Raw genomic sequence first — 26,709 nt, 5'->3', positions numbered from 1 at the left:
CCAATGGCGAGGACGCAGCCTCGTGTGTCTCACTCGGGAACGGGTTGAGACTGGGGGCTGTGTGCGATCCGTTCTCCCTGAGAAGTTTCACGGATACGGAGGCTGCCCCGGTAGGCCGCCCTTGACTATCTCATCAATGACACTGGCTTTCCAGACAATGCCGAGTTGCAGTCCCATTGGATCATCTCCAATGCGTCCAGAGTACACGCCTAGAAAGGTATCGGCCTGACCGATGATCTCCTCTCCGGAGAGCGAGCCTGGTGTGCTTGTAACCCCTCTCGGAACAATGATGCCTGATCGTCGAACGATCACCGGGGCCCCTGACATTCCTTTTCGCGTGGCGGTATCAACGAGGATCTTCGGTAGCTGATCAATATCGACGGAAGGCTGGCTTGCAATGGAGCCGCGCTTCCAAATGGCGAGTTCATGACCGCCGTCTACTCCGCCTGGATATCCAAGCACGAAAACGTCGTCCCCTACTTGTGGTTCGAAGTCGACGAAGCTCCCGAGAGAATTTACGGGCAAGCTTGCGAGGGAGGAATCCATACCTGCGATTTTGATGGCGACTACGTCAACTCTGTTTCCGAAAACTGAATGCTCAAGCCAGCTAGGCACTCCACCATCATTGTAAAGTGGGATGCTGTAACGCTTTCTTTTCAACATTGTTCTGCCATCAGATGTGGTATCTGCCTTAAACAGGAGTGGCAGTTCGACATGAGTTGGTTGAATAGCCGACTTGCTCAGGCTTTGGCCGTTAATGGGGTCCAATCCAGTAACGTTATGCCAATTGGTTATTAGGTAAGCGCTTCCATCATGCTGCCAAAGGAAGCCGCTCGCTATTCGGCATCGATATCATTCCCTACGTCAATCCGTCGCTTTATCCTCAGCTTCACCGGCGAATAAGTAAGCATGGCGCACCTTACTGCGAGAGTGCTGGCTTAGTTCACTCCGCCGCCTCGCTCGCGCTGCTGCTCTTCCTCGGCTTCCCATCCGCCTTCTTCAGCACCGGGGCCAAAAACTTCCCCGTATAGCTCCGCGGCGCTTTCACGATATCTTCCGGCGGGCCCCAGGCGACGATTTCGCCGCCGCCGTCGCCGCCTTCGGGGCCGAGGTCGATCACCCAGTCGGCGGTCTTGATGACTTCGAGATTGTGCTCGATCACGACCACCGTGTTGCCCTGCGAGACCAGCTCGTGCAGCACTTCCAGAAGCTTTGCGACGTCGTGGAAATGAAGCCCGGTGGTGGGCTCGTCCAGGATGTAGAGCGTGCGGCCGGTGGCGCGCTTTGACAGCTCCTTCGCCAGCTTGACGCGCTGGGCTTCGCCGCCGGAGAGCGTCGTCGCCTGCTGGCCGACGTGGATATAGTCGAGGCCGACGCGGTGCAGCGTTTTAAAGGTCTCGCGGACGCGGGGAACGGCCTTGAAGAATTCGGCGGCTTCTTCCACCGTCATGTCGAGCACGTCGGCGATGCTCTTGCCCTTGAACAGGACTTCGAGCGTTTCGCGGTTGTAGCGCTTGCCCTTGCAGGTGTCGCAGGTGACGTAGACGTCGGGCAAGAAGTGCATCTCGATCTTGATGACGCCGTCGCCCTGGCAGGCCTCGCAGCGGCCGCCCTTGACGTTGAAGGAGAACCGTCCCGGCTCGTAGCCGCGCGCCTTGGCTTCGGGAAGGCCGGCGAACCATTCGCGGATCGGCGTGAACGCGCCGGTATAGGTCGCGGGGTTCGAGCGCGGGGTGCGGCCGATCGGCGACTGGTCGATGTCGATGATCTTGTCGATATGCTCCAGCCCTTCGATGCGGTCGTGGGGGGCGGCGCCTTCGCTGGCGTTGTTGAGTTTGCGGGCGATGGCCTTGTAGAGCGTGTCGATCAGGAGCGTCGACTTGCCGCCGCCGGAGACGCCGGTAACGCAGGTGAACAGCCCGAGCGGGATTTCCGCCGAGACGTTCTTTAAGTTATTGCCGCGGGCGTTGACGACCTTGATGGTGCGCCGGTGGTTCGGCGGCTTGCGCTCGGGGATCGCCACCGACATCTCGCCGGTGAGGTATTTGCCCGTCAGCGATTTCGGGTTCTTCATGATTTCGGCTGGCGTGCCCTGCGCCACGATGTGGCCGCCATGCATGCCGGCGCCGGGGCCGATATCGAGCACGTAATCCGCGAGCCGGATCGCGTCCTCGTCATGTTCGACCACGATCACGGTGTTGCCGAGGTCGCGCAGCCGCTTCAGCGTTTCCAATAGCCGCGCGTTGTCGCGCTGGTGCAGGCCGATCGAGGGCTCGTCCAGCACATAAAGCACGCCGGTCAATCCCGAACCGATCTGCGAGGCGAGGCGGATGCGCTGGCTTTCGCCGCCGGACAGCGTGCCGGAGGCGCGGGAGAGCGTGAGATAGTTCAGGCCGACGTCGAGCAGGAACGACAGCCGCTCGCGGATCTCCTTCAGCACCCGCGTGGCGATCTCGTTCTGCTGCGTGTTGAGCGCTTTCGGCACGCTCTCGAACCACTCGCCGGCGCGAAGCACCGACAATTCCGAGATTTCGCCGATATGCTTGCCGCCGATCTTGACGCACAGCGCCTCGGGCTTGAGGCGATGGCCGTTACAGCCGGCGCAGGGGATGTCGGAGAAATATTTTGCCAGCTCCTCGCGCGCCCATTCGCTCTCGGTCTCGCGGTAGCGGCGCTCGAGATTGGTGATGACGCCCTCGAACGGCTTTTTGGTATCGTAGGATCGGACGCCGTCCTCGTAGGAGAATTTTATCTCGTCGTCGCCGGAGCCGTGCAGCAATGCTGCCTGCGTCTTCTTCGGCAGGTCCTTCCACTTGGTGTCGAGCGTGAACTTGTAGAATTTGCCGAGCGCTGTCAGCGTCTGGATGTAATAGGGCGAGGACGATTTGGCCCACGGCGCGATCGCGCCCTTGCGCAGCGTCATCTCCTTGTCGGGAATGACGAGGTCCTCGTCGATATGCTGCTCGACGCCGAGGCCGCCGCAGGCGGGGCAGGCGCCGTAGGGGTTGTTGAACGAGAACAGCCGCGGCTCGATCTCGGGGATAGTGAAGCCGGAAACCGGGCAGGCGAATTTTTCCGAAAACAAAATGCGCTCAGGCCCGCTCTTGTCGTGGATCTTTGCGGTCTTCTTGTCGGACTTTTTCTCTTCCGCAGCACCCGCCGGCGCGTCGGCGTATTCGATCACAGCCAAGCCCTCGGCGAGCTTCAGCGCGGTCTCAAAACTTTCGGCGAGGCGCTGGCCGATGTCCGGGCGGACCACGATGCGGTCGACGACGACGTCGATATCGTGCGGGAATTTTTTGTCCAGGGTCGGCGCCTCCGCCAGCTCATAGAAGGTGCCGTCGATCTTGACGCGCTGAAAGCCCTTCTTGAGCCATTCGGCGAGCTCCTTCTTGTACTCGCCCTTGCGGCCGCGCACGACCGGCGCGAGCAGATAGAGGCGGGTGCCTTCGGGCAGCGCCAGCACGCGGTCGACCATCTGCGAGACGATCTGGCTTTCGATCGGCAGCCCCGTGGCGGGCGAATAGGGCACGCCGACGCGCGCCCACAGCAGGCGCATATAGTCGTAGATCTCGGTGACGGTGCCGACGGTGGAGCGCGGGTTCTTCGACGTCGTCTTCTGCTCGATCGAGATCGCGGGCGACAGGCCGTCGATCTGGTCGACATCCGGCTTCTGCATCATCTCGAGGAACTGGCGCGCATAGGCCGACAGCGATTCGACGTAGCGGCGTTGTCCCTCGGCATAGATGGTGTCGAACGCGAGCGAGGATTTGCCGGAGCCGGACAGGCCGGTGAACACCACGAGCTTGTCGCGGGGAATTTCGAGATCGACGTTCTTGAGATTGTGCTCGCGCGCACCGCGGATGGTTATCGCGCGCGATGCGGAGCCGGCGGGTGGTTGGCGCTTCGCCCTTAGCACTTCATCCATATCGGCATTTCCAGGCGCGCAGGTCGCGCGCCGAGTTGGGCGCGCATTGCCGGCTGGAAACCGGGATCAGGCGCCGATGATTGAAAGTCGGAACATAGGAAGAACGACAGAAAATATCCAGTGCCGCGCGCGAATCATCAACGGATTGTTTTCGCCGAGATATTTTTGGCAGCAGCAGTCAGTAGTGCCGCAAAAAAAAAGGCCGGCGCAAGGCCGGCCTTTTCTCAATTTCGGGAACTCAGGTGACGCGGAGATTAGTACCCGCCGAATTTGTAGTTGATGCGAGCGGTGACGATATCAACATCCTGACGGATGCGGCTCTGGGCCACCAGCGTGCCAGCCGGGAAGACGACGCCGTTGCTCACGAAGTTATAGGTCTTGTCCTGCATGAACATGTGATTGTATTCGATGCCGGCCGACCAGTTCGGGGCGAAGCCATATTCCAGGCCGACGCCGACCACGCCACCCCAACGGGTGTCATCGACGCTGTTGGCGAGCTGGACACCGGTGCCGGTCGCGAGCACGCGGTAGCGATCGGAGGTCACGGCGGCGCCGCCCTTGAGGTAGAACAGTACGTTGTTCGCGGCGTAGCCGACCTGACCGGTGAACAGTCCGAAGGCATCGACACGAGTGTCGTTGGTGAACGCCGGAAGCAGCGGGATCGCATTGCTGCCGTGGAAGTCAGCCCAGTTGCCCTGCGCTTCCACGCCGAACACCCACGAAGCAGCCTGCCAGCGGTAGCCGATCTGACCACCGACGGTGCCGCCGGTTGCGTCATGGCTGCCCTCCGAGAAAGCGATGCCGAGGCTGGTCTCGTCCCAACGGTTGCGGCTCGATCCCCAGCCGCCGTTAACGCCAGCGTAGAAGCCGCTCCAGTTGTACACCGCAACCGCCATCGCTGGTGCTTTGGTATATGGCCGTGCGGCAAGGTCTGCGGCAGTCGCGGGGGCGATTCCAAGCGCGATCAGAGCGGTGGTCGTCAACAAAACTTTCTTCACGTTTCTTCCTTTCAGCATTTCCAACGCAACTGCAGGAGTGGTCAATTTGAGGTTGCCTGCGCATATAGCGTGAAGAGATCGCAGAATGCTGTCGCCGAAAAACCACATCCGCGGCAAAAGTAGGTAATATGCAACCGTGGCGGGTATGACTATCCCGCAGTACAACCAAACAAAAAAGGCCGGCGTGAAGCCGGCCTTTTCGATTCCGTTCGTTGAAAGCGAAGATCAGTACCTCGCCGCGATGCCCGGGCCGCCGAAGCGGTAGTTGATGCGGGCGGTGACGATATCGACGTCCTGAGTGATGCGGTCGTTGCCGAGGAAGGCGCCGGTCGCGTCGACAAAGGTGTGGGTGCGGTCCTGCATGAACAGGTGATTGTACTCGACGCCGACCGACCAGTTCGGGGCGAAGCCGAATTCGATGCCCGCGCCGACCACGGCACCCCAGCGGGTGTCGTCGCCGGTGGTGGCAGCCAAGACGCCCGTGGGAACATCAAAGACGCGGAAACGATCCGCCGTAACGGCCGCACCGCCCTTGACGTAGAACAGCACGTTGTTGGCGGCGTAACCGATCTGGCCCGTGATCAGGCCGAACGCATCGATGCGCGACTCGTTACGGGCGGCGGGGAAAAGCAGGCTCACATTGCTGCCCTGGAAGTCGGCCCAGTTGCCCTGGCCTTCAACACCGAACACCCAGGTGCCGGCCTGCCAGCGATAACCGATCTGACCGCCGACGGTGCCGCCGTCTGCGTCATGGCAACCCTCGGCCCCGATGAACGCGCCGGTCACGTCGACGAAATCCCAGCACTTGCGGCTCGTACCCCAGCCGCCGTTGGCGCCGATGTAGAAGCCGCTCCAGTCGTACACGACGGCGACCGGCGCCGGCGGGGCCTTGGTGTAAGGCCGTGCCGCGAGGTCAGCCGCCGCCGCAGGGGCGGCGAACGCGATGAGGGCAACCGTACTCAAGAAAACCTTTTTCATGGGTCTATCTCCAGCTCTTCCGCTTTCCGTTGGTCCCGAAGCGTTTCGAAATGACGCGAGCATTCGCGCCGTTCGACAACCTCTATATCGCGACTCGCCCGGAAATGGTGTCGCCGGAATGCAACATGTACAAACGAAGTGTATTTACCCAAGCTAATGATTTACCTGCCATATTCACGATACCGTGCGGAACTTTCGGGTTCCATTTCGGAAGGTTTTCGGTTCCCCGTGAGTTCCCGGTAATCGCGCTTGGGTTGCATCGTGAGAACCGGGCCAGATATTAGGTGCTGGCGGGAACAAAGCTGGAACGGCTGCGGGGGCGATGCTATATGTGGATAACCGCCGGCTTGCCGAGGGATCGCTAAGTCGGCGGAGCCTGCGAGTGTATAGGGTCGTTCGAATGTCCGGAAACGGACGCAGAAGGCGGACAAGCAACAGGTCAAGAATTGAAGGCGGCCGGCACTTGGCGGGTCCGACCAGTAATTTTTGCCAGTGATTTTTTGCCGGCGATTTTTTGCCGGCGATATCGAGTGGAGAGCGGCGATGGCGGGAAGCGTGAACAAGGTGATTCTGATCGGCAACCTCGGCAAGGATCCTGAAATCCGGCGGACACAGGACGGGCGGCCGATTGCCAATCTGAGCATCGCGACGTCGGAGACATGGCGCGACAAGGGCACCGGCGAGCGTAAGGAAAAGACCGAGTGGCACCGCGTCGTGATTTTCTCCGAACCGCTTTGCAAGATTGTCGAGCAGTATCTGAAGAAGGGCGCCAAGGTTTACATCGAGGGCGCGCTGCAGACCCGCAAATGGACCGACCAGAGCGGCGTCGAGAAATACTCGACCGAAGTCGTGCTGCAGGGTTTTAACTCGACCCTGACGATGCTGGATGGCCGCAGCGGCGGCGGTGGCGGCAGTTTCGGCTCCGACGATTCAGGCGATTTCGGCTCCAGCAGTCCGGCCAGTTCCGCGCCGCGCCGGGCCGTGGCGGCCGGTGCCCGCAACAGCGACATGGACGACGACATCCCGTTCTGAATCGGGGTCTTCGCCCGGCACATTGGCTCGCAAGAAATTCTCTTGCGAGAACTGGCATCTGCGCCTGCGTTACGACTGATGCGCCGGCGCAAGAACCGGCCGCATTCCGGCTGAAAAGCCGTTTCTTGTATTGCGCCGGGGGCAGACGCGTCGCGATCCGGGCCCGCGGGCGGTTGGCCCGGCCGTTATGTTATTAATATTTACATGAGGTATTTCACTTAAGCTGATCGCTGCCTCGAACGCCAATCGGTCTTCCTCCGGGAACCACCGCCATGACCCTCGCGCCGCTGCTGGATGCCGCTCCCGCGATCCCCGTTCATGCCTTCGCGGCAATGGCCGCTTTCGCCCTTGGCCTCGTCCAGTTCGCTGCGCCGAAGGGCACGCTGCCGCATCGGACGGTCGGCTGGATCTGGGTCGGCCTGATGGCTGTCGTCGCCGCCAGCTCGTTCTGGATCCACGAGATCCGCTTGCTCGGCCCATGGAGCCCGATCCATCTGCTGTCGATCTTCACGCTGATCGTGCTGCCGATCGCGGTGTGGAGAGCCAGGCGCCATCGGATCGCCGATCATCGCCGGATCATGACGATGATTTTTGGGGGCGCGCTGGTCATTGCCGGGCTGTTCACATTCCTTCCGGGGCGGATCATGCATACGGTGGTTTTCGGCCATTAAGCCGCCGCAAAAAGCGTCGCTTGGACCCGCTGTTTGCGGTCCCGAAAAAGCTCGCTCCCGCGAGCCCCATGCAAGGCGCTTCCGATCCCCGTAAGTCCATGAAAAAACGAGCGGAAAAAGAGCCGATCCGGAGCGCTTCGGGGTGGTTATCGGACCCCCGATGCGCTATATGATTCTCGACTGAGAATTGACCGGATTTCCCCTTTGTCTGACCCTGAAGATAACACGCCCGGCGAGCCGCCGGAGCCCTCTGATATTCGTCCCGTTTCCATCCTCGACGAGATGAAACGCTCCTACCTCGATTACGCCATGAGCGTGATCGTGGCGCGGGCGTTGCCGGACGCGCGCGACGGGCTCAAGCCCGTGCATCGCCGCATCTTGTATTCGATGTACGAGCAGGGGCACACGCCCGACAAGAAGTACGTCAAGTCCGCGCGCGTCGTCGGTGACGTGATCGGTAAGTATCATCCGCACGGCGACCAGTCGATTTACGACGCCATGGTCCGGATGGCGCAGGATTTCTCCATGCGTGTGCCGCTGATCGACGGGCAGGGCAATTTCGGCTCGGTCGACGGCGATCCGCCCGCGGCGTATCGATATACCGAAGCCCGTCTGACCCGATCGGCGCTTGAAGTTCTTGGCGATATCGACAAGGACACTGTCGATTTCCAGCCAAACTACGACAGTTCCGAGAAGGAGCCGTCGGTTCTGCCGGCAAGGTTCCCGAACCTGCTGGTCAACGGCGCCGGCGGCATCGCCGTAGGCATGGCGACCAACATCCCCCCGCACAATCTCGGCGAAGTCATTGATGCCTGCACGGCGCTGATCGACAACCCCGCGCTCGGCATCGACGATCTCATCAACATTATTCCGGGACCAGATTTTCCGACCGGCGGCATCATTCTCGGGCGCCAGGGAATTCGCTCGGCCTATCACCTGGGCCGCGGCTCCATCGTGATGCGCGGCAAGGTCACGATCGATACTATTCGCAAGGATCGTGAAGCGATCATCATCACCGAGATTCCCTTTCAGATAAACAAGGCCACGATGGTCGAGCGCATCGCCGAGTTGGTGCGCGAAAAGAAGATCGAAGGCGTCGCCGATCTGCGCGACGAATCCGACCGCGACGGCTTCCGCGTCGTCATCGAGTTGAAGCGCGAAGCGATGGCGGACGTCGTGCTCAATCAGCTCTATCGCTTCACGCCGCTGCAGACGAACTTCCCGGCCAACATGCTTGCGCTAGATTCTGGCCGCCCGCAGACGATGAATCTGAAAGATCTGCTGACGCTGTTCATCGCGTTCCGCGAGCAGGTCATCACCCGTCGGACCAAGTTCCTGCTCAACAAGGCCCGCGACCGCGCCCATATCCTGGTCGGTCTTGCAATCGCGGTCGCCAATATCGACGAGATCATTCGCGTCATCAGAACCTCGCCCGATCCGAACACCGCGCGCGATACCTTGATGTCGCGCGATTGGCCGGCCAGGGACGTGGAAGCGATGATTACGCTGATCGACGACCCGCGGCACCGGATGGCGCCCGACGGCACCGCACGGCTATCGCTCGAGCAGGCCAAGGCCATTCTCGAGCTGCGACTGCAGCGCCTGACCGCGCTCGGCCGCGAGGAAATTTCCGAGGAGCTTGACAAGCTCGCAGTGGAAATCGCCGATTACCTCGACATCCTGCGGTCGCGCGCGCGCGTGCAGGCCATCGTCAAGACTGAACTCGCCGACGTGAAAGACGAATTCGCCACCCCTCGCAGGACCGTCATTATCGAGCAGGAAGGCGAGGTCGAGGACGAGGACCTTATCCAGCGCGAGGACATGGTGGTCACGGTCTCGCACGCCGGCTACGTCAAGCGCGTCCCGCTCTCGACCTATCGCGCCCAGCGGCGCGGCGGCAAGGGACGGGCGGGCATGCAGACCCGCGACGAGGATTTTGTCTCCAGGCTGTTCGTGGCCTCGACCCACACGCCGGTGCTGTTCTTCTCCTCCCGCGGCCAGGTCTACAAGGAAAAGGTCTGGCGGCTGCCGGTGGCTGCTCCCAACGCGCGCGGCAAGGCGCTGATCAACATCCTGCCGCTGGAACAGGGCGAGCGCATCACCACCATCATGCCGCTGCCGGAGGATGAATCTTCCTGGGGCAATCTCGATGTGATGTTCGCTACGACAGGCGGCACCGTTCGCCGCAACAAGCTGTCCGACTTCGTCGATGTCCGCCGCTCCGGCATCATCGCCATGAAGCTCGGGGAGGGCGAGGCGATCGTCGACGTGCAGATCTGCACCGAACACGACGACGTGCTGCTGACGGCGGCCGGCGGCCAGTGCATCCGCTTCCCCGTCACCGATGTCCGCGTCTTCACCGGCCGCACCTCGATGGGCGTGCGCGGCATCGCGCTCGCTGAAAACGACACGCTGATCTCGCTGGCGATCCTGCGCCATGTCGAGACGACCTCGGACGAACGGTCGGCTTACCTCAAGATGCGCCGTGCGGTGGCAGGCGAGGCCGCGACCGAGGAAACCGCCGAGGCGGAGACCGAGGAGGCGTCGACCGCGATCCAGCTTTCTTCCGATCGCTACGTCGAGATGTCGGCGCAGGAGCAGGTCGTCTTGACGGTGTCCGTCAACGGCTACGGCAAGCGCACGTCATCTTACGAGTACCGCACCACCGGTCGCGGTGGCAAAGGCATCGTCGCGATGTCCGTCAACAACCGCAACGGCAAGCTGGTGGCGTCATTCCCCGTGGAGCACAGCGATCAGATCATGCTGGTGACCGACAAGGGCCAGTTGATCCGCTGCCCGGTCGAGGACATCCGCATCGCCGGCCGCTCGACGCAAGGCGTCATCGTGTTCGATACCGCCGAGGACGAGCACGTGGTGTCGGTCGAGCATATCGGTGACGACGGGGAGAACGGTGAGAACGGCAACGGGGCGTAAGCTCCGGTCTTGTGCGTAGCCCGGGTGGAGCGAAGCGCAACCCGGGATCACCCCGTCCGCTGCAAGACTTTCCCCGGATTGCGCTGCGCTCGATCCGGGCTACGAACGCTGGAACCATGCCCTTACATTTCATTCTTGTGGCAGGACCTCTGGTCCGGGCGTCAAGCTGGGAGCCAACGGCCGAATGCCTGCGGGCGGCGGGATGTCATGTTCAGGTACCTGACGTATTGGCCCATCACCGTTCGCCGCCGTCCTGGAGCGCATGGACTTCCCAACTTCTGGAGCACATCACCGGCGGCCATGAACCAATTGTGGTGGGCCATAGTTCGGCGAGTGTGCTGGCTGCCGACCTTGCGACCAGGTTGCCCGCGCGGGGAATAATCGTCGTGGATGGGGAAGTGCCTCCATCGCAAGGCGCAGCCTTCCCGGTCAGGCCCGCCCTTCACGACTTCATCAAGGGCCTCGCCGAACCCGACGGCATGCTTCCGATCTGGTCGAGATGGTTTGCGCGCGATATGCAGCGCATGTCTCTTGTCGGTGTGGATGTCCTGGCGCGCGATGCGGTGGCATTCGCCCGGTTTGAAAGTGAACTTCCACGGATGCACATCGGTTGGTTCGACGACACGATCGAACTCGCCGATTGGGACCACATCCCTGCCGGTTTCATCCAGACTTCAGCGATCTGTGATCACGCAGCCATTGCCGCGCAACGACGTGGCTGGCCGGTTACGAACCTGCACGGCACGCATTTGCATCCGACGCTTCATCCAGCAGAGACGGCAAGCGCCATTCTCGCCATGTCGCGTCAACTCGTTTCCGGCGGTTAGCTGTAGCCCGGGTGGAGCCAACGGGTCGCGCGAATGCGCGCCCGATGACAGGCTCCGCGCAACCCGGGATCAGCCTATCCGCTGGCGAGATCTCACCCCGGATCTCGCTGCGCTACATCCGGGCTACGACGCTCCATCCGGGTTCCCGCTCACGGTAAACCTGCCCTTAACCATAGATTGTTACCATTTGCTGTGTCCGGGTGGTGACCGTCCGGCCAAACGGGAGCGGATATCATGCCCGTCGAAATGCTGACTTACGCCGAACTGGGTGAAAGGCTCACAGTTTCCCCAGAGGCGGCCCGTGCTCTGGTGAAACGACACCGCTGGCCGCGCTCCCGCTCCAACGACGGGAAAACGCTTGTCCAGGTCGATCTCAGCGAATTCAGCCATTCCCCAATATCCCGTCCGCCGCAAGCTCAGGCCGGTCACCAGGTGGTCACCGCCTTCAAGCAACAAATTGAGATCTTGCAGACTGAGCTGGCAGATATGAAGGTGATTGCCAACGGCTATCGGGCTGACTTTGAGAGAGAATGCGAACGCACGAACAAGCTCCTGGCCGAACTGCTCAAAGTCAGCACGGAAAGCGTGGGAGCCCGGGAAAAGGCCGCTCTGCTCGAAGGGAAGCTATCGATGCTGACGCAACCTTGGCGACGTCGGCTGATCGATGCTTTCACCCTTGCGCTGCCACAAGTCGCCTCCAACCCTCGCGAGAGCGCCGGCCCGGTAGCCCAGTCACGGAATTGATCCGACTTGCCGACGTGCCGGGCTCCGCCGCGATTGGCACAAACCTGCACATCATTCCGGCTCTGCCATTTCTGACCTGAATGTTCAGTCCGGCTTATCTCTGAAATGGTGTGCTTGTTGGTGTCGACAGGAAGTCACTTGCTCGCCTTCGAACTGGCGCTCCTCACTACAATGCACGCCGACTCGCCCTCGCATTAAATCGTGCAACCAGCATGGCTTCCCGGAGGGGCCGGTTCGAGCCCAAGACGAAGACGAGGCCCAGCGCCATCAGCAGCACGCCAAGCCAGGTTGCCATCCAGCCCGGGCCGTCATCGGCCGCCTCGGCGTTCGGAAAGGCGACCGGCGCTGCAGCGGCAGGAGGCACGGAGGCGGCAACAGCGTCGCTGGCGGCTGGTGCGGCTGCCAGAAGCGTCTCTGCGTCGAGCTGGCGCGATGTGGGTTGGTCAAGCGTGAACTTATCGGTCGCGCGGTTGGCGACCGGTGGCGGCGGCACGAAGGCTGCGGCCCCCGTAGTCGGGAGGGAAGCGGCATCGACCATCCTAAGCTCGGGCGCGGGCTGCGTCGGCTGAGACGTTGCCGCTGGTGCGGAGTGCAGCAACTCCGCACGCGCATCCATGACCGCCTTGCGCCGTGCGGCCTCATTCTCCTCGACTGCCGCGATCCGAGGCTTAGCGGCGCGATGACGAACCTGCTTTACCGTCGCGGTCCCCTCGGCAGCCTGGAACCAGCACTTGTGGCGCCCCTCAGAACGATAGACCCAGCGCTGCCCCTCCGCGGTCGACGTACCGGGTCGCGGCAAGCACTCCCTTTCCTTTTCTGCGGAAGCGGGCTCAGGGGCCGGCTGGGGTGGAGAGACATTGAACAGGTCTGCAAGAGGATTCGAAGACGCAGGCGAAGTCGGAAGACCTGCGAGAAGGACAAAGGCAGTGATGCAAGATCGCAGATGACCGGACATGAGAACCCCGGAGTTGCGCCCCCGCGGAAACGATCTTTGGCCGTGACCTGGGTCACAATGCGGCTCAAATCCGGCAAGGGGACGGATTTATTCTGGTCCGGAACCGAGATTGAGGCCAGGGTGCCGTCCTGCAGCTTCGTGTGTCCTGGTTCGTCTTTGGCGGGGCGCATCGATCCTCCCAAGTATTTATCGTTTTGCTTATCGTTTGATGTGACGGGCGAGCACGCGGTCCACCATCGCCCCGGCCGTTCCGAGATAGTTGGACGGTTCGCACAAGGCGGCGAGCCGATCGTGGGGCAGGGCGGATGCGATCGCCGGACGCCGCAGCAATGCCTCAAGGAGCGCGTCGCCACGGTCGAACGCATCGCGGCAGGCGGCATAAACCTCGTCATGCGCAAGCTGACGGCCAAGCGCGGGCGCGAGACCCATCATGACCGCTTCGGCGACGATCAGCCCGCGGGTGGAATCGAGGTTTCGTTTCATCGCCGCCTGATCGACGATCAGGCCGGAAAGCATGAATTGCGCCTGCGAAAGCGAGCCGGCCGTGAGAAGACAGACCTGGGGCAGTGCGAGCCATTCGCAGTGCCAGGGCCCGGTGGCGCGCTCGAGATCTTGCACCATGCTGTCGAGCATCAGCGAAGCCGCGTCGCGGGACATCTTTGCGTTGGCCAGCAAAACTTCCGACGAGATCGGGTTGCGCTTCTGCGGCATGGTCGAGGACGCGCCGCGATGCGAGGAGAACGGCTCGAACACCTCGCCGATCTCGGTTGCCATCAGGATCATGACGTCATAGCCGATCTTGCCGAGCGCGCCGCAGATCACCGCAAGCGTCTGCACCATCTCGACCAGCCCGTCGCGGGCGACGTGCCAGGTAATATCAGGCTCGGCAAGACCGAGGGCGCGCGCATAGGCGGCGCGCACATCCAGTCCGCGGTCCCCGAGTGAGGCCAGCGTCCCCACGGCGCCACCCAGTTGCGCCTGAAGGGCGCGCGGCCTGGCTTGTTCGAGCCGTTCGGCCGAGCGCTGCAGCGCCGAGAGCCAGACCGCAACCTTGTGCCCGAACGTGATCGGCAGGGCCTGCTGAAGATGGGTTCGTCCCGCCATCGGCGTATCGCGATGCAGGCGGGCGAGATCTGCCAGCGTGGCCATGACCTCGGCGAGCTGGGCTTCGATCAGCGCCACCGCTTCGCGCAGTTGCAGCACCGTCGCCGTGTCCATGATGTCCTGGGTGGTCGCCCCCCAATGCACATAGCGGCCGGCTTCGCCGAGTTGCTCCGAGAGCTGGCGCACCAGGCCGACGATGGGATAGCCGACATTTTCAGTGTCGCGCTTCAACTGCTCGCTATCGAGCACGACGGTCGGGGCCTGACGCGCGATCGCCTGTGCTGCCTCTGGCGGAATCACGCCGGCTTCGCCCTGGGCCACGGCAAGCGCCACTTCGGCTTGCACATAGGCTTTGAGCTGAGCTTCGTCGGAAAATGCCGACCGCATGGCCGGCGTCGAGAACACGTCGCGATAGAGGACGCTGTCGAACATCGTGCTGGCCATGCGTTTGTTTCAATCCCCCTTAATAGCGAGAACCGTCCGAGATGCCAATTTACGAGGATATCGCCCGCGATTGCTGGAGGCGATTGACCGGGGCCAGTACCCCGTCGGCGGCCTGATACCGACCGAGCTGGAGCTTGCCGCGCGCTACGATGTGAGCCGGCGGACCGTGCGTGCGGCGATGCGTCGGCTCACCGAGCTTGGGGCGGTTTCGCGCCGAAAAGGGTCCGGCACGCGGGTGGAGACGCGCGAACGTCCGCAGGAAAGTTTTCAGCAGACGCTCGGCTCTTTGGGCGATCTCGTGGCGCTGGCTGCCGCGACGGATCGCGACATCAGAAGCATCGGCACCGTCGTGATGGATCGCAAGGCGGCGCGGCGCTTCGGCTGTCAGCCGGGCTCGCGCTGGCTGCGGATCGCCTACGCGCGTGCATCGACAAAGCCCAGGAGCCCGCCATTGGCCCGGGTCGACTGCTATGTCGAAGAAAGCCATGCGGACGCCGTGAGCGACATCAAAAAGGATCGCCGCCTGGTCTGCGACATGATCGCAGACAGTTACGGCGTGATCGCCTCCGAAGTGCATCAAACGGTTGCGGCGACCGTGCTTCCGAACGAGTTTGCCAAGCCGGTGGGGGCAGAAGCCGGATCGTCCGCGCTCGAAGTCATCCGCCGATATCTGGACGCGCACGGCCGCCTGTTCGAAATCTCGGAAAGCATCCATCCCGTCGGTCGGTACGTCGTGACGTCGGTGCTCAAGCGCGTCGGCAATCCGGGGACGGCATACGGCAGCGCGACGCGATCTTCCGGCAAGACGAAATCGCGCGCCTGAAGGGATTCAACTAGATCCCATCGCGCCTTAGCCGTTCGATTTGCTCGGGTTGCTGCTCTAGTTGCCATGCCAGCATATCCAAACGATCGGCCCCAAAGAAAATCTCGCCGTGCGCCACAAAACTCGGCACGCCGAAGATACCTACTTCGTACGCCTGCATGGATTGCGTAACCAACTCGCTCCGTGCCCTCGGCGAGACAGCAGACTCAATCACCGTCTCGTCGAGCGCGGCAGATATCAAGCAATTTACCAGGACCTCGCGGGCGCCGATGTCACTGCGATGTTGCCACATCGCCTCGAAGACCATGTCAATAAACCGATCGTGAGGAATGCCTTCTTGCGCGAGCCGAAGCGCGACGCACAAGGCCGGCACGGGATCAGGACGAGGTTGATGCAGCGGTGACAATGGTGCGCCCAGGAAGTTCGCTGATCGCCGGATGTCGGCCAGGAAGTGCTTTCGCTTCGGCGGTGGCAGCGGATCGACATACGGTGCCATCGGCTCGCGTCCAGCCTGCAAGTTCAGCAGAACGTCAATCGAAACCGGGTTCCATCGCCATTTCCACGCTGACAACGCCTGCCGTCGGCGGATTCGCCACCAGGCCAAGTAGGCGTAGGGCGATCTGAAGTCGTAGTAGATATCTATCGGTGCGGCCATTGCCACAATGCTACGTGCACCGTGTCCGCGATGCTTCGATCCCGGTCGAAGGATGACTGGAACATGATCCAGGACGCGCAGGACGGCGGTCAGAACGCAAATGGCGAGGAGGGGGGCATCCCTACTCGCCAATACTGCGGTTGCTTGGAGGTTGGTCGGAACGAAAATTGTGCCGTTACGGCGTCCGGTCGGCGGTAACCAGGCGCGCTTCTTTCACCAGCGACTTAGAGCCGGCGGTGCGGAGGCAGGAAGCTTCGAAATTCGGCCAGGCTTGCTGCGAGCAATCCTTGCCAACGGTGCGGATATCGAGGCGGTCACCCTTGGCAAGCGCCTGCGGAACACTGGCTTCGACCTGGGGGGCAAAGCCGGGCAATACGGTCAGCGCGGCGGCAATGAAGGCAGCAGCAGCAATTGCGGAAAAAGCCTTGATCATGACGGTCCCCTGTCATGGGCCTTTGCGGCCCGTCGTTCGTTGGGTGGACTTGTAGCCAGCGCAAGTTTCCGGCCGTCTTCACGGCGTGCGAAAATGGTTTCGTCCCGGCCGAGTTTTGTTTCGTCGGCCATTGGCGGACGAAACATTGGCGGCTCGCCCAGGAGACGCTTTGGTCCCGGGACTAGTTCATTGGCCGATCCGAAATAAAAAGCCGCCCCAGCGGGGAACTGGACCCGGCTTGCCGGGCCGCCCGGGTCGGGGTAGAGGGGGTTATGCCCCGTGTCGCGCTCTATCCCGGCTCATTCGATCCCGTCACCAACGGCCATCTGGACGTGGTGAGGCATGCCGTCACCTTGTGCGACCGCCTGATCGTCGCCCTGGCGGTCAATTCCAGTAAAAAGCCGTTGTTCTCGACCGAAGAACGCCTGGCCATGCTTCAGGAAGTCTGCGGACCCATCGCCCAGAAGGCTGGCTGTGCCTTTGAGTGCGCGACTTATGACAACCTTACTGTCACGGCGGCCCGGAAGGCGGGCGCGACCATCATGATTCGCGGCCTGCGTGACGGCACCGATCTTGACTACGAGATGCAACTCGCCGGCATGAACGAGACCATGGCGCCCGAGGTACATACGGTATTCGTTCCGGCTTCCCCGGCGGTCCGCCCGATCACCGCCACACTGGTGCGCCAAATCGCTCAGATGGGTGGGGATTTCTCAGCTTTCGTGCCGTCATCGGTCGCAGCCCAGCTCAAGGCCAAATTCGCCAGCTAGCCTTCCCCGTCGGCCCTTTTCTACTCGACCTCTTGATCCGGAGTTTTCATGATCCGCATTCTCGCACTCGTCGCCGCGCTCGTCTGCGCGGTCCCCGCCATCGCCCAGCCGCTGCCCGCCAATCTCGACAAGGCGAATGCGATCGTGATCGACACCACCAAGGGCCGCATCGTGATCAAGCTGCGGAACGACATCGCGCCCCAGCATGCCGAGCGCATCAAGCTCCTGGCGCGCGAGGGCTATTACAACAACGTGCCGTTCCATCGCGTGATCGAGGGCTTTATGGCGCAGACCGGCGACGGCAAGAATTTCAACGGCACCGGCGGTTCGAAACATCCGAACCTGGCGGCCGAATTCTCCAACGTGCCGTTCAAGCGCGGCATCGTCGGGATGGCGCGTGCGAGCGATCCCAACTCCGCCAATTCGCAGTTCTTCATCATGTTCGCCGAAGGCGCCTCGCTGAACGGCAAGTACACCGTGATCGGCGAAGTGGTGTCGGGCATGGATGTGGTCGACAAGATCAAGCGCGGCGAACCTGTGGCCGATCCCGACAAGATGGTGAAGGTGCAGGTCGCATCCGACGTCAAGTGAGGCGATGATTTCGGCGCGCCGCAAGCGGTTCATCTGGTTTGCCGCCGCTTTGTTGTGGCTTGCGCCGGCGGCGTACGCGCAGGCCCAGCCGCAACAGCTCAACACCATCAAGGACGTCTTTGCCAAATTGTATTCGTGCTGGCAGCCCCCGCCTGCCTCGCGAGCCAACCCGATGGACATCACGGTCATCGTCAGTTTCAACCGCGCAGGCGCCATTCTCGGTCAACCCAAGATTACCTATGAATCCGCAAATGCCGGCGATAACGACCGGATCGCGTACCGAATTGCCGTAATGGAGACATTGCAACGTTGTGCGCCGTTGCCATTTACCGAGGGACTGGGCGGTGCGGTTGCCGGCCGGCCTTTCGCGGTCACTTTCAGATCCCGCAAACGTCCACCCAAACCTGAAGAGAAAAGAGCATGGCTGATACAGAAAATACTTTGATTCTTGAAACCACCCAGGGCCCCGTCACCATCGAAATGCGTCCCGACCTGGCGCCGGGCCATGTCGCCCGCATCAAGGAACTGGTGCGCGAGGGATTTTACGACGGCATCGTGTTCCACCGCGTGATCGAGGGCTTCATGGCGCAGACCGGCTGTCCGCACGGCACCGGCACCGGTGGTTCCGGCCAGAAGCTGAAGGCCGAATTCAACAAGGAACCGCATGTGCGCGGCACCACCTCGATGGCCCGCGCCGCGAGCCCGGATTCCGGCGACAGCCAGTTCTTCATCTGCTTCGACGACGCCTCCTTCCTCAACGGCCAGTACACGGTCTGGGGCAAGGTCACCTCGGGCATGGAGAACGTCGACAAGATCAAGCGCGGCGAGCCGGTGCAGAATCCGGACAAGATCGTCAAGGCGCGGATGGCCGTCGACGCGGCTTGATTTCAACCCGTCATTCCGGAGGCCGCGCAACGCGCGGCAATCCGGAATCTCGAGATTCCCCGATGCGCAATTGCGCATCTGAGGTTCACGCTTCGCGTGCCCCGTAACGCCAAGTGAGGCGCACCCGCGCCATGCGCACCGATCTCTTCGACTTCGAACTCCCCGCCACGAGCATCGCGCTGCGGCCCGCGAGCCCGCGTGATGCTGCGCGCATGCTGGTGCTGCGGCCGGATGGCGTGTTGTGCGACCGCACCATCTCCGAGCTTCCGCAATGGCTGCAGCCCGGCGACCAGCTCGTCGTCAACGACACCAAGGTGATTTCCGCCCAGCTTAGGGGGCGCCGCATCGGCCGCGAGACCGAGCCGAAGATCGAGGCGACGCTGATCAAGCGGCTGGACGGCTCGCGCTGGCGCGCGCTGGTCAAGCCGGCGAAGAAGCTCGCGCCCGGCGACATCGTTCGCTTCGGCAATGAAGGCAAGGTCTGCCTGCTCGGTCATCTCGATGCGCAGGTCGAGGCCAAGGGCGACGAGGGCGAGATTACGCTCTCATTCTCGTTTCACGGGCCGGCGCTGGATCAGGCCATCGCCGATCTCGGCACGCCGCCGCTGCCGCCCTACATCGCGTCGAAGCGCACGCCCGACGATCGCGATGCCGCCGACTACCAGACCATGTTCGCGGCCAATGAAGGCGCCGTCGCGGCGCCCACGGCGGGACTGCATTTCACGCCTGAGCTCGAGGCGGCGCTGCGCGGCCGCGGCGTCGAACTGCACCGGCTGACCTTGCATGTCGGGGCAGGGACCTTCCTGCCGGTCAAGGTGGAGGAGACCTCCGAGCACAGGATGCATGCCGAGTGGGGTTCGATATCGGCTGATACCGCATCCGCACTGAATGCCGCTCGCGCCAAGGGTGGGCGCATCGTTGCGGTCGGCACCACGTCGCTGCGGCTATTGGAGAGCGCTGCGACCGAGGACGGTATCATCCAGCCGTTCGACGGCGAGACCTCGATCTTCATCACGCCGGGCTATCGATTTCGCGCCGTCGATATCCTCTTGACCAATTTCCACCTGCCGCGCTCGACGCTGTTCATGCTGGTGTCCGCCTTCTCAGGGCTGGACACGATGAAGCAGGCCTATGCGCATGCGATTGCGGCGGGGTACCGGTTCTATTCCTATGGGGACGCCTGCCTGCTGTTTCGTGGACAGCATTAGGGCGGGCCGGGGCTACACCCACATTCTCAAAGAAAGCCCGCCAATGAGGGCGGGCAAAGTTTTCAGGGAGGAAGCGCTCTGACAAAGAAGCGCCACGGTTGTGTCTCTGCGATTCGGTCGATGTCGCCAAGATCGTAGTACTACCGGTCTCTCACTCATCTGCGCTGCGGGCGTCCGGCGGTCGCAGCTGCTTTCGCGCGAAACGCATAGGTGCCGGCAAGTTTGCGCGCCGACGATGAGGTTCCAACGCTTCCTGGCGTCGGATAGGGTGCGCGCGATCATCTGGAGAATTTCATGAACATGTCGGGTATTTTTGCGCGCATCGTCGCGCTGATCGGCGCCGTCGCGCTGCTGTGGCGCCGTCTGGAGGGATCTGCGCCTGCGCCGGCCTGGGGCAACGCGCCGGCTATCCCGGCAGCGAAGCCGCAAGGCGCCATCCCGACGCTCAAGATGCCGACGGCCCAGGGCTGGAGCAAAGGGCAAAAGCCCACGGCAGCACCCGGGCTCAAGGTCAACGCGTTTGCGAAAGATCTGGACCACCCGCGCTGGATCAACGTGCTGCCCAATGGCGACGTGCTCATCGCAGAATCGACGCAGATTGCAGGACCGCCCAGGAGCGTGTTCCACTATGCGATGCAGGCGACGATGCGGCGCGCCGCGGCGCTCGGCGTCAGCGCCGACCGCATCACCTTGTTGCGCGATCCTGATGGTGACGGCGTTGCCGAAGGACGCGGAATTTTCATGGAAGGGCTGAGCCAGCCGTTCGGCATGGCGCTGGTCGGCGACACCTTCTATGTCGGCAACACCGATGGCGTGGTCGCCTTTCCGTATGCGGCGGGCGCGGACCGCATCACCGCCGAGGGACGCAAACTCGTGGCGTTCAAGCCGAGCGGACACTGGACGCGGAGCCTGCTGCCGAGCGCGGACGGCAAGAAACTCTATGCCGGCGTCGGCTCGCTCAGCAACATCGCCGAGAACGGCATGGAAGTGGAGGAAGGCCGCGCCGCGATCTATGAGCTCGATCTGGCTGGCGGCACGAGCCGTATCTTCGCCAGCGGCCTTCGTAACGCCGTGGGCCTCGCATGGGAGCCCAACACAAGCGTGCTCTGGACCGTCGTCAACGAGCGCGATGGCCTCGGCGACGAGACGCCGCCGGACTATCTGACGTCAGTGCGCGACGGCGGTTTCTACGGCTGGCCCTATTGCTACTGGGGACAGACGGTGGACGACCGCGTGCCGCAGGATCCGGCCATGGTCGCGAAAGCGATCCAACCGGACTATGCACTCGGCGGCCACACGGCTTCGCTCGGCCTGTGCTGGATGCCATCAGGCACGCTTCCCGGTTTTCCGGACGGCATGGTGATCGGCCAGCACGGCTCCTGGAATCGCAGCACGCTGAGCGGCTACGCCGTCGTTTTCGTGCCGTTCGAGAACGGACGCCCGTCCGGTCCGCCGCGGGATATTTTGACCGGGTTTCTCGCACCCGACGAGAAGGTCTCCTACGGACGACCGGTCGGCGTCACGCTCGGCCCCGACGGCTCGCTGCTGGTGGCTGATGATGTCGGCAACGTGATCTGGCGCGTGACGGGCGCATAGGTTCGGTAGGGCGGGCAAAGCGAAGCGTGCCCACCATCGCGAGCCGAGCGCTCGATGGTGGGCACCGCGCGAAGTGCGCCTTTGCCCACCCTGCACACCTCAACCTCACGCCATCGCGCGTTGCGGCAGCAGCTCCGCGATCTGGATCGCGTTGAGCGCCGCGCCCTTCAGGAGTTGGTCGGCCGACACGAACATCGAGATTGAGTGGCCGCTAGCATCGCTGAGATCCCGACGGATACGGCCGACCAGGACGTCGTCCTGTCCTGACGCATCGATCGGCATCGGGAAGTAGTTCCTGGCGCGGTCGTCGACGATCTTGACGCCCGGTGCGCTGGCCAGGATCGCGCGCACGTCATGCTCGGTGATAGGCCTTTCGCATTCGAAGGTGATCGCTTCGCAATGGGCGCGCAGCACCGGGACGCGGACGCAGGTGACGCCGATGGCGATCTGCTCGTCCTCGAAGATCTTGCGGGTCTCCTTGATCACCTTGGTTTCTTCGCCGTTGTAGCCGGTCTCGGGATCGACTTCGGTGTTGTGGCTGAAGACGTTGAACGCGTAGGGAAGCGGGATGACCTTGGGCGTGAACGGCCGGCCGTCGAGATAGGCGCGCGTCGATTCCACGAGCTCTTCCATCGCCGCCGCACCGGCGCCGCTCGCCGCCTGATAGGTCGACACGATCATGCGCTTGATGCGGTTTTGCTTGTGGATCGGCCACAGCGGCACCAGCGCCGTGATCGCTGAACAGTTCGGAACGGCGATGATGCCCTTGTGCTCGCGGATACGGCCCGCGTTGATCTCGGGGATCACCAGCGGCACGTTCGGATCCATCCGGAAGGCCGAGGAGTTGTCTACCACGACGGCGCCGGCCTTCACCGCTGCGGGGGCGAACTTGCGCGAAATGCCCCCGCCGGCCGAGAACAGCGCGATATCGACGCCTTCGAACGACTTTTCGGTGAGCTCCTCGATCACGATTCTCTCACCGCGGAAGTCGATGGTTTTGCCCGCCGAGCGGGCGCTGGCCAGCGCCTTGAGCTTGCGGACCGGGAAGGCGCGCCTGTCCATGGTGGCGATGAATTCGGCGCCGACCGCGCCGGTTACACCGGCAATGGCTACAACGGGTTGGTGGCTCACGGGTCTATCCTCTTTGGTTGAGCATCATGGCTTGCGGGCAATAAAAAAGCCCCGGTCCTTTTCAGGCGGGGCTTCGGTTCAGATAATGCGATCGTTCGACTACGCGCGCACGGCTCCCGAGCCCCCGGAGGGTGCTTTGGTTTTCGCGGTCGCTTTGGTCGAAGTCGTCATGGCGCGGACTTATGCGGCAGACAAGCGCCGCCGTCAACGGGTTTTGGCCCTATCCGGGCTGCAACGGGGTTAGACGAGCCCCGTCATCGCCGCCTTGCGGCGCCAGGAGGCTTGAGGATTACCTCCTTCAGGTCGCTGCCACTCATGACGACAATCGCGAAATTCAGCCGGCTGTGTTCGCGGATCAGGCCGCCGCTGATGGCCTTGCCGGCCGCCGCCTGCTCGGCCACGCGAACGGCATCCGCCAGGCGGTGCCGGATCGTTCTGAGTGCAACGAGGTTGCTGCGGTCCTCGGCATCGAGCTCCTTCAGGGGCAGGGCGGCTTCGCCGCCGACGATCTTGCCGGTCGTGGCGTCGACGGCGTGGTGCCAGATGCGGTCGTTGTGAAGGGTCTTTACCCGGTAAACCGGTGAATCCGATGCGCCGTCGAAGCTGACATCGGCGGTCGTCGCACCGGCGTGCAGGGCTTCGGCAATGGCCATCGCCTGGCTGAGCGAGATCGCCGAGCCACGGAAGAGCTCAAGCTCCCGGTTGACCGCCTGCTGGCCGGATGCAGCGCTCTCCTCGGCCTCATTGCGGAGCGAGGTCGGCTCGCCGCGCGACGACGCGACAGCATAGACCGGAGCAGGGAGGATGACCGCCACCAGGGCGGCTGCAAGCAACTGTCTCCAACAGGGCGCACCCATGTTTGCAGTCTCCATCCTTGAGCCTGTCTCTGCCGGCGGACGGGCCGGATCGTCGCGAAAGAAAGCGCGGCCGACCCCTTGGAGGCATACGGGTCGGCCGCAGAGCGTCGCAAAAGGGACTGTACCGCCGTTTGCGGCGATCGAAGCGGCGCGAGCCCCGCTGGGACTGGAAAGCAGGACCCGCACTTCGCTTATAACAAAACCATACCGTATCGTTTTATTTTGGTCAACGAGGCCGCCATGCCGCAACCCACGTGAAACTCCGTTCTCACGGAATTGTCAGCGGGAAGGGCGCCGCCTGATGGTTCCTTTGGACTGAACGCGGCTCGATGGCCCAAGCGCTCCGGCCAGGAACAGCCTGATCGCCAAGCGCATGCGTTTTTCGGCGGACTTCATCTCCAGCGGCGTTCCGAACGTCGCCATGCGGTGCGTGTGACCGACGACCACGTCGAGAAAAACCTCGGCCGCGATGCCGGTATCCTCGACGTCCATAGCGCCTTGTGCGACCAAACGATCAAAGAAGCGCGCGGTCGTGGAAACGGCCTTCAACCAGCCTTCTTCTTTGCCAAGTTTGGCAATGTCGGGAAAGTTGATGGCCTGTGACGTCATCATGCGGCTGAACGCGACGGCATCGGGTCCGCAGGTGAACGTCAGCATCTCGCGCCCGACCTCTATCAGGCGCTGCTCGACCGAAATGTCCGAAGAACGCGTGATCTGCGCCTCCGCCGCTTCAGCAAGCGGAGCAAGCCAGCGCGCAATCTCGCGCCTCAGCACTTCCGCAAAAAGCCCGCGCTTGTCGCCGTAGCGCGAATAGACGGTGGGCTTGCTGACCCGGGCTGCTTCCGCAACCGCATCAAGCGAGGTCGCGTCGTAGCCCCGGTCCAAAAAAAGACGGGTGGCAACGTCGATCAGCCGCTGATCGCGCTCGACGGCGGCGCTCTTCGTCGGCCGGCCGCCGCGCGACTTCGGGACGTCTCGTTTCGCCGGTCTGGCTTTGGTCGCAGTCAATCCCATGCCCATTGATTCCTGCGCGGTCGTGAAACTCCTCATTGCTCTATAACGCGCAGTAAGAGGGGCGTCATCGCCAATCTGGCCGAATTGGCCATATCGTCAACGGTCCAGGAAAGTCGTCGTTCCGCTCCTGCGTGGCTCACGGAAGCGTCGAGGTCCAGGCCCGGCCCGACGCAGCCTTCTCATAGCCATGCTGATAAAGCGCGCGCATATAGGCGGTGTCGAACCCTTCTGAGCGCGATGCGGGATAGTCGCGCTCAATGTAGGACAGATGGAAGCCCCACCGATTGCGCTTGGCGAAATCGTAGGTCGAGAAGATCACCGAGCGCGTCTGGGACTGGGTGATCGACGACAGGCTGCGTGAAGCGACATCGAGCGTGCTGTTGGACACGAGCTCGAACGTTCGTTCCAGCTTCTTGTTGACGAGGATGTAGATATTCATCCGGCTGTTTCCGGGCAGGCGGCCCTGGAAGAGCAGGGCATCCGGCAGCGTCAGGACTGGAGCGGTCACGCCGCCATCGACATGCATCTCCTCGAAGCGCCGGCCCTGGCCCTCGGCTTCGATCAGGATGGGCGGGAAAACCAGGGGAATGCTGGCGGAGGCCGCCATCACGTCGCGAAACAGGCGCAGCGCCTCGGGCGAACCGATCGCGGCGATCTTCCCCATGTCCCAAACGACCGTGCGCTGGGTGTCGAGATCGGTCGTCACCACGAGCAGTTTTCGGCCCTTGGCATTTTCGCGTGCAACGGCGGCCAGGATCTCCGGCCCGACATAGCGGGCCACCAGTTCGCGCAGTCGCTTATTGCCGAACAGGCCGGATCCGAAGAGCACGCGGATGATGCTGGGATCATCGAGCAGGCTGGAAGCTATGCCGCTGGTGTAGACCTCCTTCAGCGTGTCGTCGTATTGGGAGCCGAGAAACGCAAAAGGCGCAATCAGGCCGCCGGTGCTCACGCCTGAGACGACCGAGAAGGTCGGGCGGGTGCCGGCCGCGGTCCAGCCGTTCAACACGCCCACGCCATAGGCGCCATCGGCGCCGCCGCCGGAGAGCGCAAGATAGGTCATGGTTGAGGAGCGGTCGTCCTTCTCGAAACGGAATTTTGTGACGGGTTCGTCGGCGTAGCGCCGCAGGCCGTCGATATCGAGCACGCGGGAGCCGGACGCATCCGCAGCGCTGTAGGGCGTCCGCGGCAGGGATGTGCAGGCAGCCAGCGCGAGGCTGCAGAGCAAGATGGCTGACCGGAGCAGGCGTGAGCCTGTCCTCCTGATCCGGCGGTCGGAGAGGATTGATCCAGTCAGGAAAGAGAGGGAGGGCATTCGCCGCCAGTCACCATACACACGCACTTGCCGCCGCCGGCCTCATCGCCAGCGGCGTTTCGTGCCCGGTTCATAAAACTATACGGTATCGTTTTGTTTGACAAGAGGCGAAGGGCGCTCTGGGCGGCTCAATGGTGTCCGGCGTGGGACACGGGCTGCTCTGGAGCGCGCACTGGTGGATGAATCTGACGCTTGGGTGCCGACGCCCACACGCGAAATCGATCAAACGTGAACGTCACCTTAGCTTGGATCGTCGGATCCCAACCGTTGGTCAGGAGTCCGTTTCACATATCACTGCATCGCACTAACTGACGCTATGTGCCAACAACCGACGTTCGATATATCGTCCTCGTTCGCATCTCGGAACCACGTCACGCACGCCGTAGGCGGTCTCCACTGACCGTCGAGGATGGGAATCCCGCCCAGTAGGCGCGAATGTAAAGCGAGAACTGGCCACTCGCGAGTAGCCAGTTGCTCTCCCTGTCTACGCCCGGCGATTTGGCGCCGGCGTACAACGTCAGCGAATCGTCCTGACATTGAACATTCCCTTCGCAGGGAATGTTGGCAGCCACTTTCTTTGCGCGGGTCGGTGTAGAGGTCGAAAAGGCAGCGCCGGACAGACCGGGCTTTTCGCCCACCCATACGCGCTTTTTAGTGTTACCTGGCGCTTGCGCGCCAGGTTGCCGGTTCGCAGGGAGGATTATTCCACGAACCACCGGCAAACTGGCCAGCGTCTGGAGCCCGGATGCAATGAACGATGCGGGAGGGATGGACGACTGCGCGGTTTTTGTCGTACCACGCCGCCCTGGTGCCTGA

Annotated in this window: 24 protein-coding genes; 12 read left to right on the top strand and 12 right to left on the bottom strand. The window is 62.6% G+C overall.

Going from position 1 to position 26,709, the window contains the following annotated elements; all coding sequences use genetic code 11:
- Positions 1 to 87: 87 nt before the first annotated feature.
- The 4 genes from V1286_RS16235 to V1286_RS16220 form a co-directional block, all read right to left on the bottom strand.
- Positions 88 to 840 carry a trypsin-like peptidase domain-containing protein gene (locus tag V1286_RS16235; protein WP_334489693.1) on the bottom strand — a complete coding sequence of 251 codons (753 nt, stop codon included), beginning with the start codon at positions 838 to 840 and terminating at the stop codon, positions 88 to 90.
- 103 nt (positions 841 to 943) lie between these two features.
- Positions 944 to 3,928, bottom strand: coding sequence for an excinuclease ABC subunit UvrA (gene uvrA / locus V1286_RS16230; RefSeq protein ID WP_334480932.1), 2,985 nt, complete (start codon positions 3,926 to 3,928; stop codon positions 944 to 946).
- A 254-nt stretch (positions 3,929 to 4,182) separates the two neighbouring features.
- Positions 4,183 to 4,926, bottom strand: a complete 744-nt coding sequence (locus tag V1286_RS16225; RefSeq protein ID WP_334480930.1) for an outer membrane protein — start codon at positions 4,924 to 4,926, stop codon at positions 4,183 to 4,185.
- A gap of 225 nt (positions 4,927 to 5,151) precedes the next feature.
- Complete coding sequence (locus V1286_RS16220) at positions 5,152 to 5,904, bottom strand: outer membrane protein (RefSeq protein ID WP_334480928.1); 753 nt, start codon at positions 5,902 to 5,904, stop codon at positions 5,152 to 5,154.
- Positions 5,905 to 6,447: 543 nt separating this feature from the next.
- Between V1286_RS16220 and V1286_RS16215 the strand changes: the two genes are divergently transcribed.
- The 5 genes from V1286_RS16215 to V1286_RS16195 all read left to right on the top strand — a co-directional run bounded on the left by V1286_RS16215 (position 6,448) and on the right by V1286_RS16195 (position 12,112).
- Entirely contained in the window at positions 6,448 to 6,936 is a 489-nt protein-coding gene (locus V1286_RS16215) for a single-stranded DNA-binding protein (protein WP_334480927.1), read from the top strand.
- A 272-nt stretch (positions 6,937 to 7,208) separates the two neighbouring features.
- Positions 7,209 to 7,607, top strand: a complete 399-nt coding sequence (locus V1286_RS16210; protein ID WP_334480925.1) for a DUF2306 domain-containing protein — start codon at positions 7,209 to 7,211, stop codon at positions 7,605 to 7,607.
- 204 nt (positions 7,608 to 7,811) lie between these two features.
- Positions 7,812 to 10,541: a DNA gyrase subunit A gene (gyrA, locus tag V1286_RS16205; RefSeq protein ID WP_334480924.1), complete on the top strand. Its 2,730-nt coding sequence runs from the start codon at positions 7,812 to 7,814 to the stop codon at positions 10,539 to 10,541.
- Between the two features lie 116 nt (positions 10,542 to 10,657).
- A complete protein-coding gene (locus tag V1286_RS16200) occupies positions 10,658 to 11,368 on the top strand; it encodes an alpha/beta hydrolase (RefSeq protein WP_334489692.1) in 711 nt (236 codons plus the stop codon).
- Positions 11,369 to 11,602: 234 nt separating this feature from the next.
- Positions 11,603 to 12,112, top strand: coding sequence for a hypothetical protein (locus tag V1286_RS16195; RefSeq protein WP_334480922.1), 510 nt, complete (start codon positions 11,603 to 11,605; stop codon positions 12,110 to 12,112).
- A 166-nt stretch (positions 12,113 to 12,278) separates the two neighbouring features.
- On the opposite strand, the gene V1286_RS16190 is transcribed toward V1286_RS16195, so the two are convergent.
- The gene (locus V1286_RS16190) at positions 12,279 to 12,911 is read right to left on the bottom strand and encodes a hypothetical protein (RefSeq protein WP_334480920.1); all 633 of its coding nucleotides are present in this window, start codon (positions 12,909 to 12,911) and stop codon (positions 12,279 to 12,281) included.
- A 354-nt stretch (positions 12,912 to 13,265) separates the two neighbouring features.
- Positions 13,266 to 14,615, bottom strand: coding sequence for a 3-carboxy-cis,cis-muconate cycloisomerase (pcaB, locus tag V1286_RS16185; protein WP_334480918.1), 1,350 nt, complete (start codon positions 14,613 to 14,615; stop codon positions 13,266 to 13,268).
- A 70-nt stretch (positions 14,616 to 14,685) separates the two neighbouring features.
- On the opposite strand from pcaB, the gene V1286_RS16180 reads away from it, so the two are divergent.
- Positions 14,686 to 15,438: a GntR family transcriptional regulator gene (locus tag V1286_RS16180; protein WP_334480916.1), complete on the top strand. Its 753-nt coding sequence runs from the start codon at positions 14,686 to 14,688 to the stop codon at positions 15,436 to 15,438.
- 10 nt (positions 15,439 to 15,448) lie between these two features.
- Here the strand turns inward: V1286_RS16180 and V1286_RS16175 are convergent, their stop codons facing one another.
- The gene (locus V1286_RS16175) at positions 15,449 to 16,093 is read right to left on the bottom strand and encodes a 2-hydroxychromene-2-carboxylate isomerase (RefSeq protein ID WP_334480914.1); all 645 of its coding nucleotides are present in this window, start codon (positions 16,091 to 16,093) and stop codon (positions 15,449 to 15,451) included.
- Positions 16,094 to 16,268: 175 nt separating this feature from the next.
- The gene (locus tag V1286_RS16170) at positions 16,269 to 16,526 is read right to left on the bottom strand and encodes a hypothetical protein (RefSeq protein ID WP_334480912.1); all 258 of its coding nucleotides are present in this window, start codon (positions 16,524 to 16,526) and stop codon (positions 16,269 to 16,271) included.
- Between the two features lie 272 nt (positions 16,527 to 16,798).
- On the opposite strand from V1286_RS16170, the gene coaD reads away from it, so the two are divergent.
- The 6 genes from coaD (at position 16,799) to V1286_RS16140 (ending at position 21,576) form a co-directional block, all read left to right on the top strand.
- Positions 16,799 to 17,296 carry a pantetheine-phosphate adenylyltransferase gene (gene coaD, locus V1286_RS16165; protein ID WP_334480910.1) on the top strand — a complete coding sequence of 166 codons (498 nt, stop codon included), beginning with the start codon at positions 16,799 to 16,801 and terminating at the stop codon, positions 17,294 to 17,296.
- 48 nt (positions 17,297 to 17,344) lie between these two features.
- On the top strand, positions 17,345 to 17,887 hold the full coding sequence (locus V1286_RS16160) for a peptidylprolyl isomerase (RefSeq protein ID WP_334480909.1): 543 nt from the start codon (positions 17,345 to 17,347) through the stop codon (positions 17,885 to 17,887).
- A gap of 4 nt (positions 17,888 to 17,891) precedes the next feature.
- On the top strand, positions 17,892 to 18,332 hold the full coding sequence (locus tag V1286_RS16155; RefSeq protein ID WP_334480908.1) for a hypothetical protein: 441 nt from the start codon (positions 17,892 to 17,894) through the stop codon (positions 18,330 to 18,332).
- On the top strand, positions 18,308 to 18,772 hold the full coding sequence (locus V1286_RS16150; RefSeq protein ID WP_108515875.1) for a peptidylprolyl isomerase: 465 nt from the start codon (positions 18,308 to 18,310) through the stop codon (positions 18,770 to 18,772). Before V1286_RS16155 ends, V1286_RS16150 begins: the two co-directional genes overlap by 25 nt.
- A gap of 131 nt (positions 18,773 to 18,903) precedes the next feature.
- Positions 18,904 to 19,980, top strand: coding sequence for a tRNA preQ1(34) S-adenosylmethionine ribosyltransferase-isomerase QueA (gene queA, locus V1286_RS16145; protein WP_334480907.1), 1,077 nt, complete (start codon positions 18,904 to 18,906; stop codon positions 19,978 to 19,980).
- Between the two features lie 294 nt (positions 19,981 to 20,274).
- Positions 20,275 to 21,576 (top strand): PQQ-dependent sugar dehydrogenase, encoded by a 1,302-nt coding sequence (locus V1286_RS16140; RefSeq protein WP_334480906.1) that lies wholly within the window; start codon positions 20,275 to 20,277, stop codon positions 21,574 to 21,576.
- Positions 21,577 to 21,681: 105 nt separating this feature from the next.
- Here the strand turns inward: V1286_RS16140 and V1286_RS16135 are convergent, their stop codons facing one another.
- From V1286_RS16135 to V1286_RS16120, 4 genes are all read right to left on the bottom strand, one after another.
- Positions 21,682 to 22,707, bottom strand: a complete 1,026-nt coding sequence (locus V1286_RS16135; protein ID WP_334480905.1) for an aspartate-semialdehyde dehydrogenase — start codon at positions 22,705 to 22,707, stop codon at positions 21,682 to 21,684.
- 254 nt (positions 22,708 to 22,961) lie between these two features.
- Positions 22,962 to 23,540 (bottom strand): PepSY domain-containing protein, encoded by a 579-nt coding sequence (locus tag V1286_RS16130; protein WP_334480904.1) that lies wholly within the window; start codon positions 23,538 to 23,540, stop codon positions 22,962 to 22,964.
- 303 nt (positions 23,541 to 23,843) lie between these two features.
- A complete protein-coding gene (locus V1286_RS16125) occupies positions 23,844 to 24,578 on the bottom strand; it encodes a TetR/AcrR family transcriptional regulator (RefSeq protein ID WP_108515859.1) in 735 nt (244 codons plus the stop codon).
- Positions 24,579 to 24,714: 136 nt separating this feature from the next.
- Entirely contained in the window at positions 24,715 to 25,806 is a 1,092-nt protein-coding gene (locus V1286_RS16120) for a patatin-like phospholipase family protein (protein ID WP_417021146.1), read from the bottom strand.
- Positions 25,807 to 26,709: the final 903 nt, after the last annotated feature.

This window comes from Bradyrhizobium algeriense (genome assembly GCF_036924595.1).
GTDB lineage: Bacteria > Pseudomonadota > Alphaproteobacteria > Rhizobiales > Xanthobacteraceae > Bradyrhizobium > Bradyrhizobium algeriense.
Note: the sequence above shows the minus strand (reverse complement) of the source record. Positions and strands in the feature narration are given on the sequence as shown.

What these genes read in the sequence shown, in the direction of transcription:
- uvrA (WP_334480932.1), bottom strand. Translation starts at nt 3,928, where the DNA reads ATGGATGAAGTGCTAAGGGCGAAGCGCCAACCACCCGCCGGCTCCGCA.
- V1286_RS16220 (WP_334480928.1), bottom strand. Translation starts at nt 5,904, where the DNA reads ATGAAAAAGGTTTTCTTGAGTACGGTTGCCCTCATCGCGTTCGCCGCC.
- V1286_RS16215 (WP_334480927.1), top strand. Translation starts at nt 6,448, where the DNA reads ATGGCGGGAAGCGTGAACAAGGTGATTCTGATCGGCAACCTCGGCAAG.
- V1286_RS16210 (WP_334480925.1), top strand. Translation starts at nt 7,209, where the DNA reads ATGACCCTCGCGCCGCTGCTGGATGCCGCTCCCGCGATCCCCGTTCAT.
- V1286_RS16200 (WP_334489692.1), top strand. Translation starts at nt 10,658, where the DNA reads ATGCCCTTACATTTCATTCTTGTGGCAGGACCTCTGGTCCGGGCGTCA.
- V1286_RS16195 (WP_334480922.1), top strand. Translation starts at nt 11,603, where the DNA reads ATGCCCGTCGAAATGCTGACTTACGCCGAACTGGGTGAAAGGCTCACA.
- pcaB (WP_334480918.1), bottom strand. Translation starts at nt 14,615, where the DNA reads ATGGCCAGCACGATGTTCGACAGCGTCCTCTATCGCGACGTGTTCTCG.
- V1286_RS16175 (WP_334480914.1), bottom strand. Translation starts at nt 16,093, where the DNA reads ATGGCCGCACCGATAGATATCTACTACGACTTCAGATCGCCCTACGCC.
- V1286_RS16170 (WP_334480912.1), bottom strand. Translation starts at nt 16,526, where the DNA reads ATGATCAAGGCTTTTTCCGCAATTGCTGCTGCTGCCTTCATTGCCGCC.
- coaD (WP_334480910.1), top strand. Translation starts at nt 16,799, where the DNA reads ATGCCCCGTGTCGCGCTCTATCCCGGCTCATTCGATCCCGTCACCAAC.
- V1286_RS16160 (WP_334480909.1), top strand. Translation starts at nt 17,345, where the DNA reads ATGATCCGCATTCTCGCACTCGTCGCCGCGCTCGTCTGCGCGGTCCCC.
- V1286_RS16155 (WP_334480908.1), top strand. Translation starts at nt 17,892, where the DNA reads ATGATTTCGGCGCGCCGCAAGCGGTTCATCTGGTTTGCCGCCGCTTTG.
- V1286_RS16150 (WP_108515875.1), top strand. Translation starts at nt 18,308, where the DNA reads ATGGCTGATACAGAAAATACTTTGATTCTTGAAACCACCCAGGGCCCC.
- queA (WP_334480907.1), top strand. Translation starts at nt 18,904, where the DNA reads ATGCGCACCGATCTCTTCGACTTCGAACTCCCCGCCACGAGCATCGCG.
- V1286_RS16140 (WP_334480906.1), top strand. Translation starts at nt 20,275, where the DNA reads ATGAACATGTCGGGTATTTTTGCGCGCATCGTCGCGCTGATCGGCGCC.
- V1286_RS16125 (WP_108515859.1), bottom strand. Translation starts at nt 24,578, where the DNA reads ATGGGATTGACTGCGACCAAAGCCAGACCGGCGAAACGAGACGTCCCG.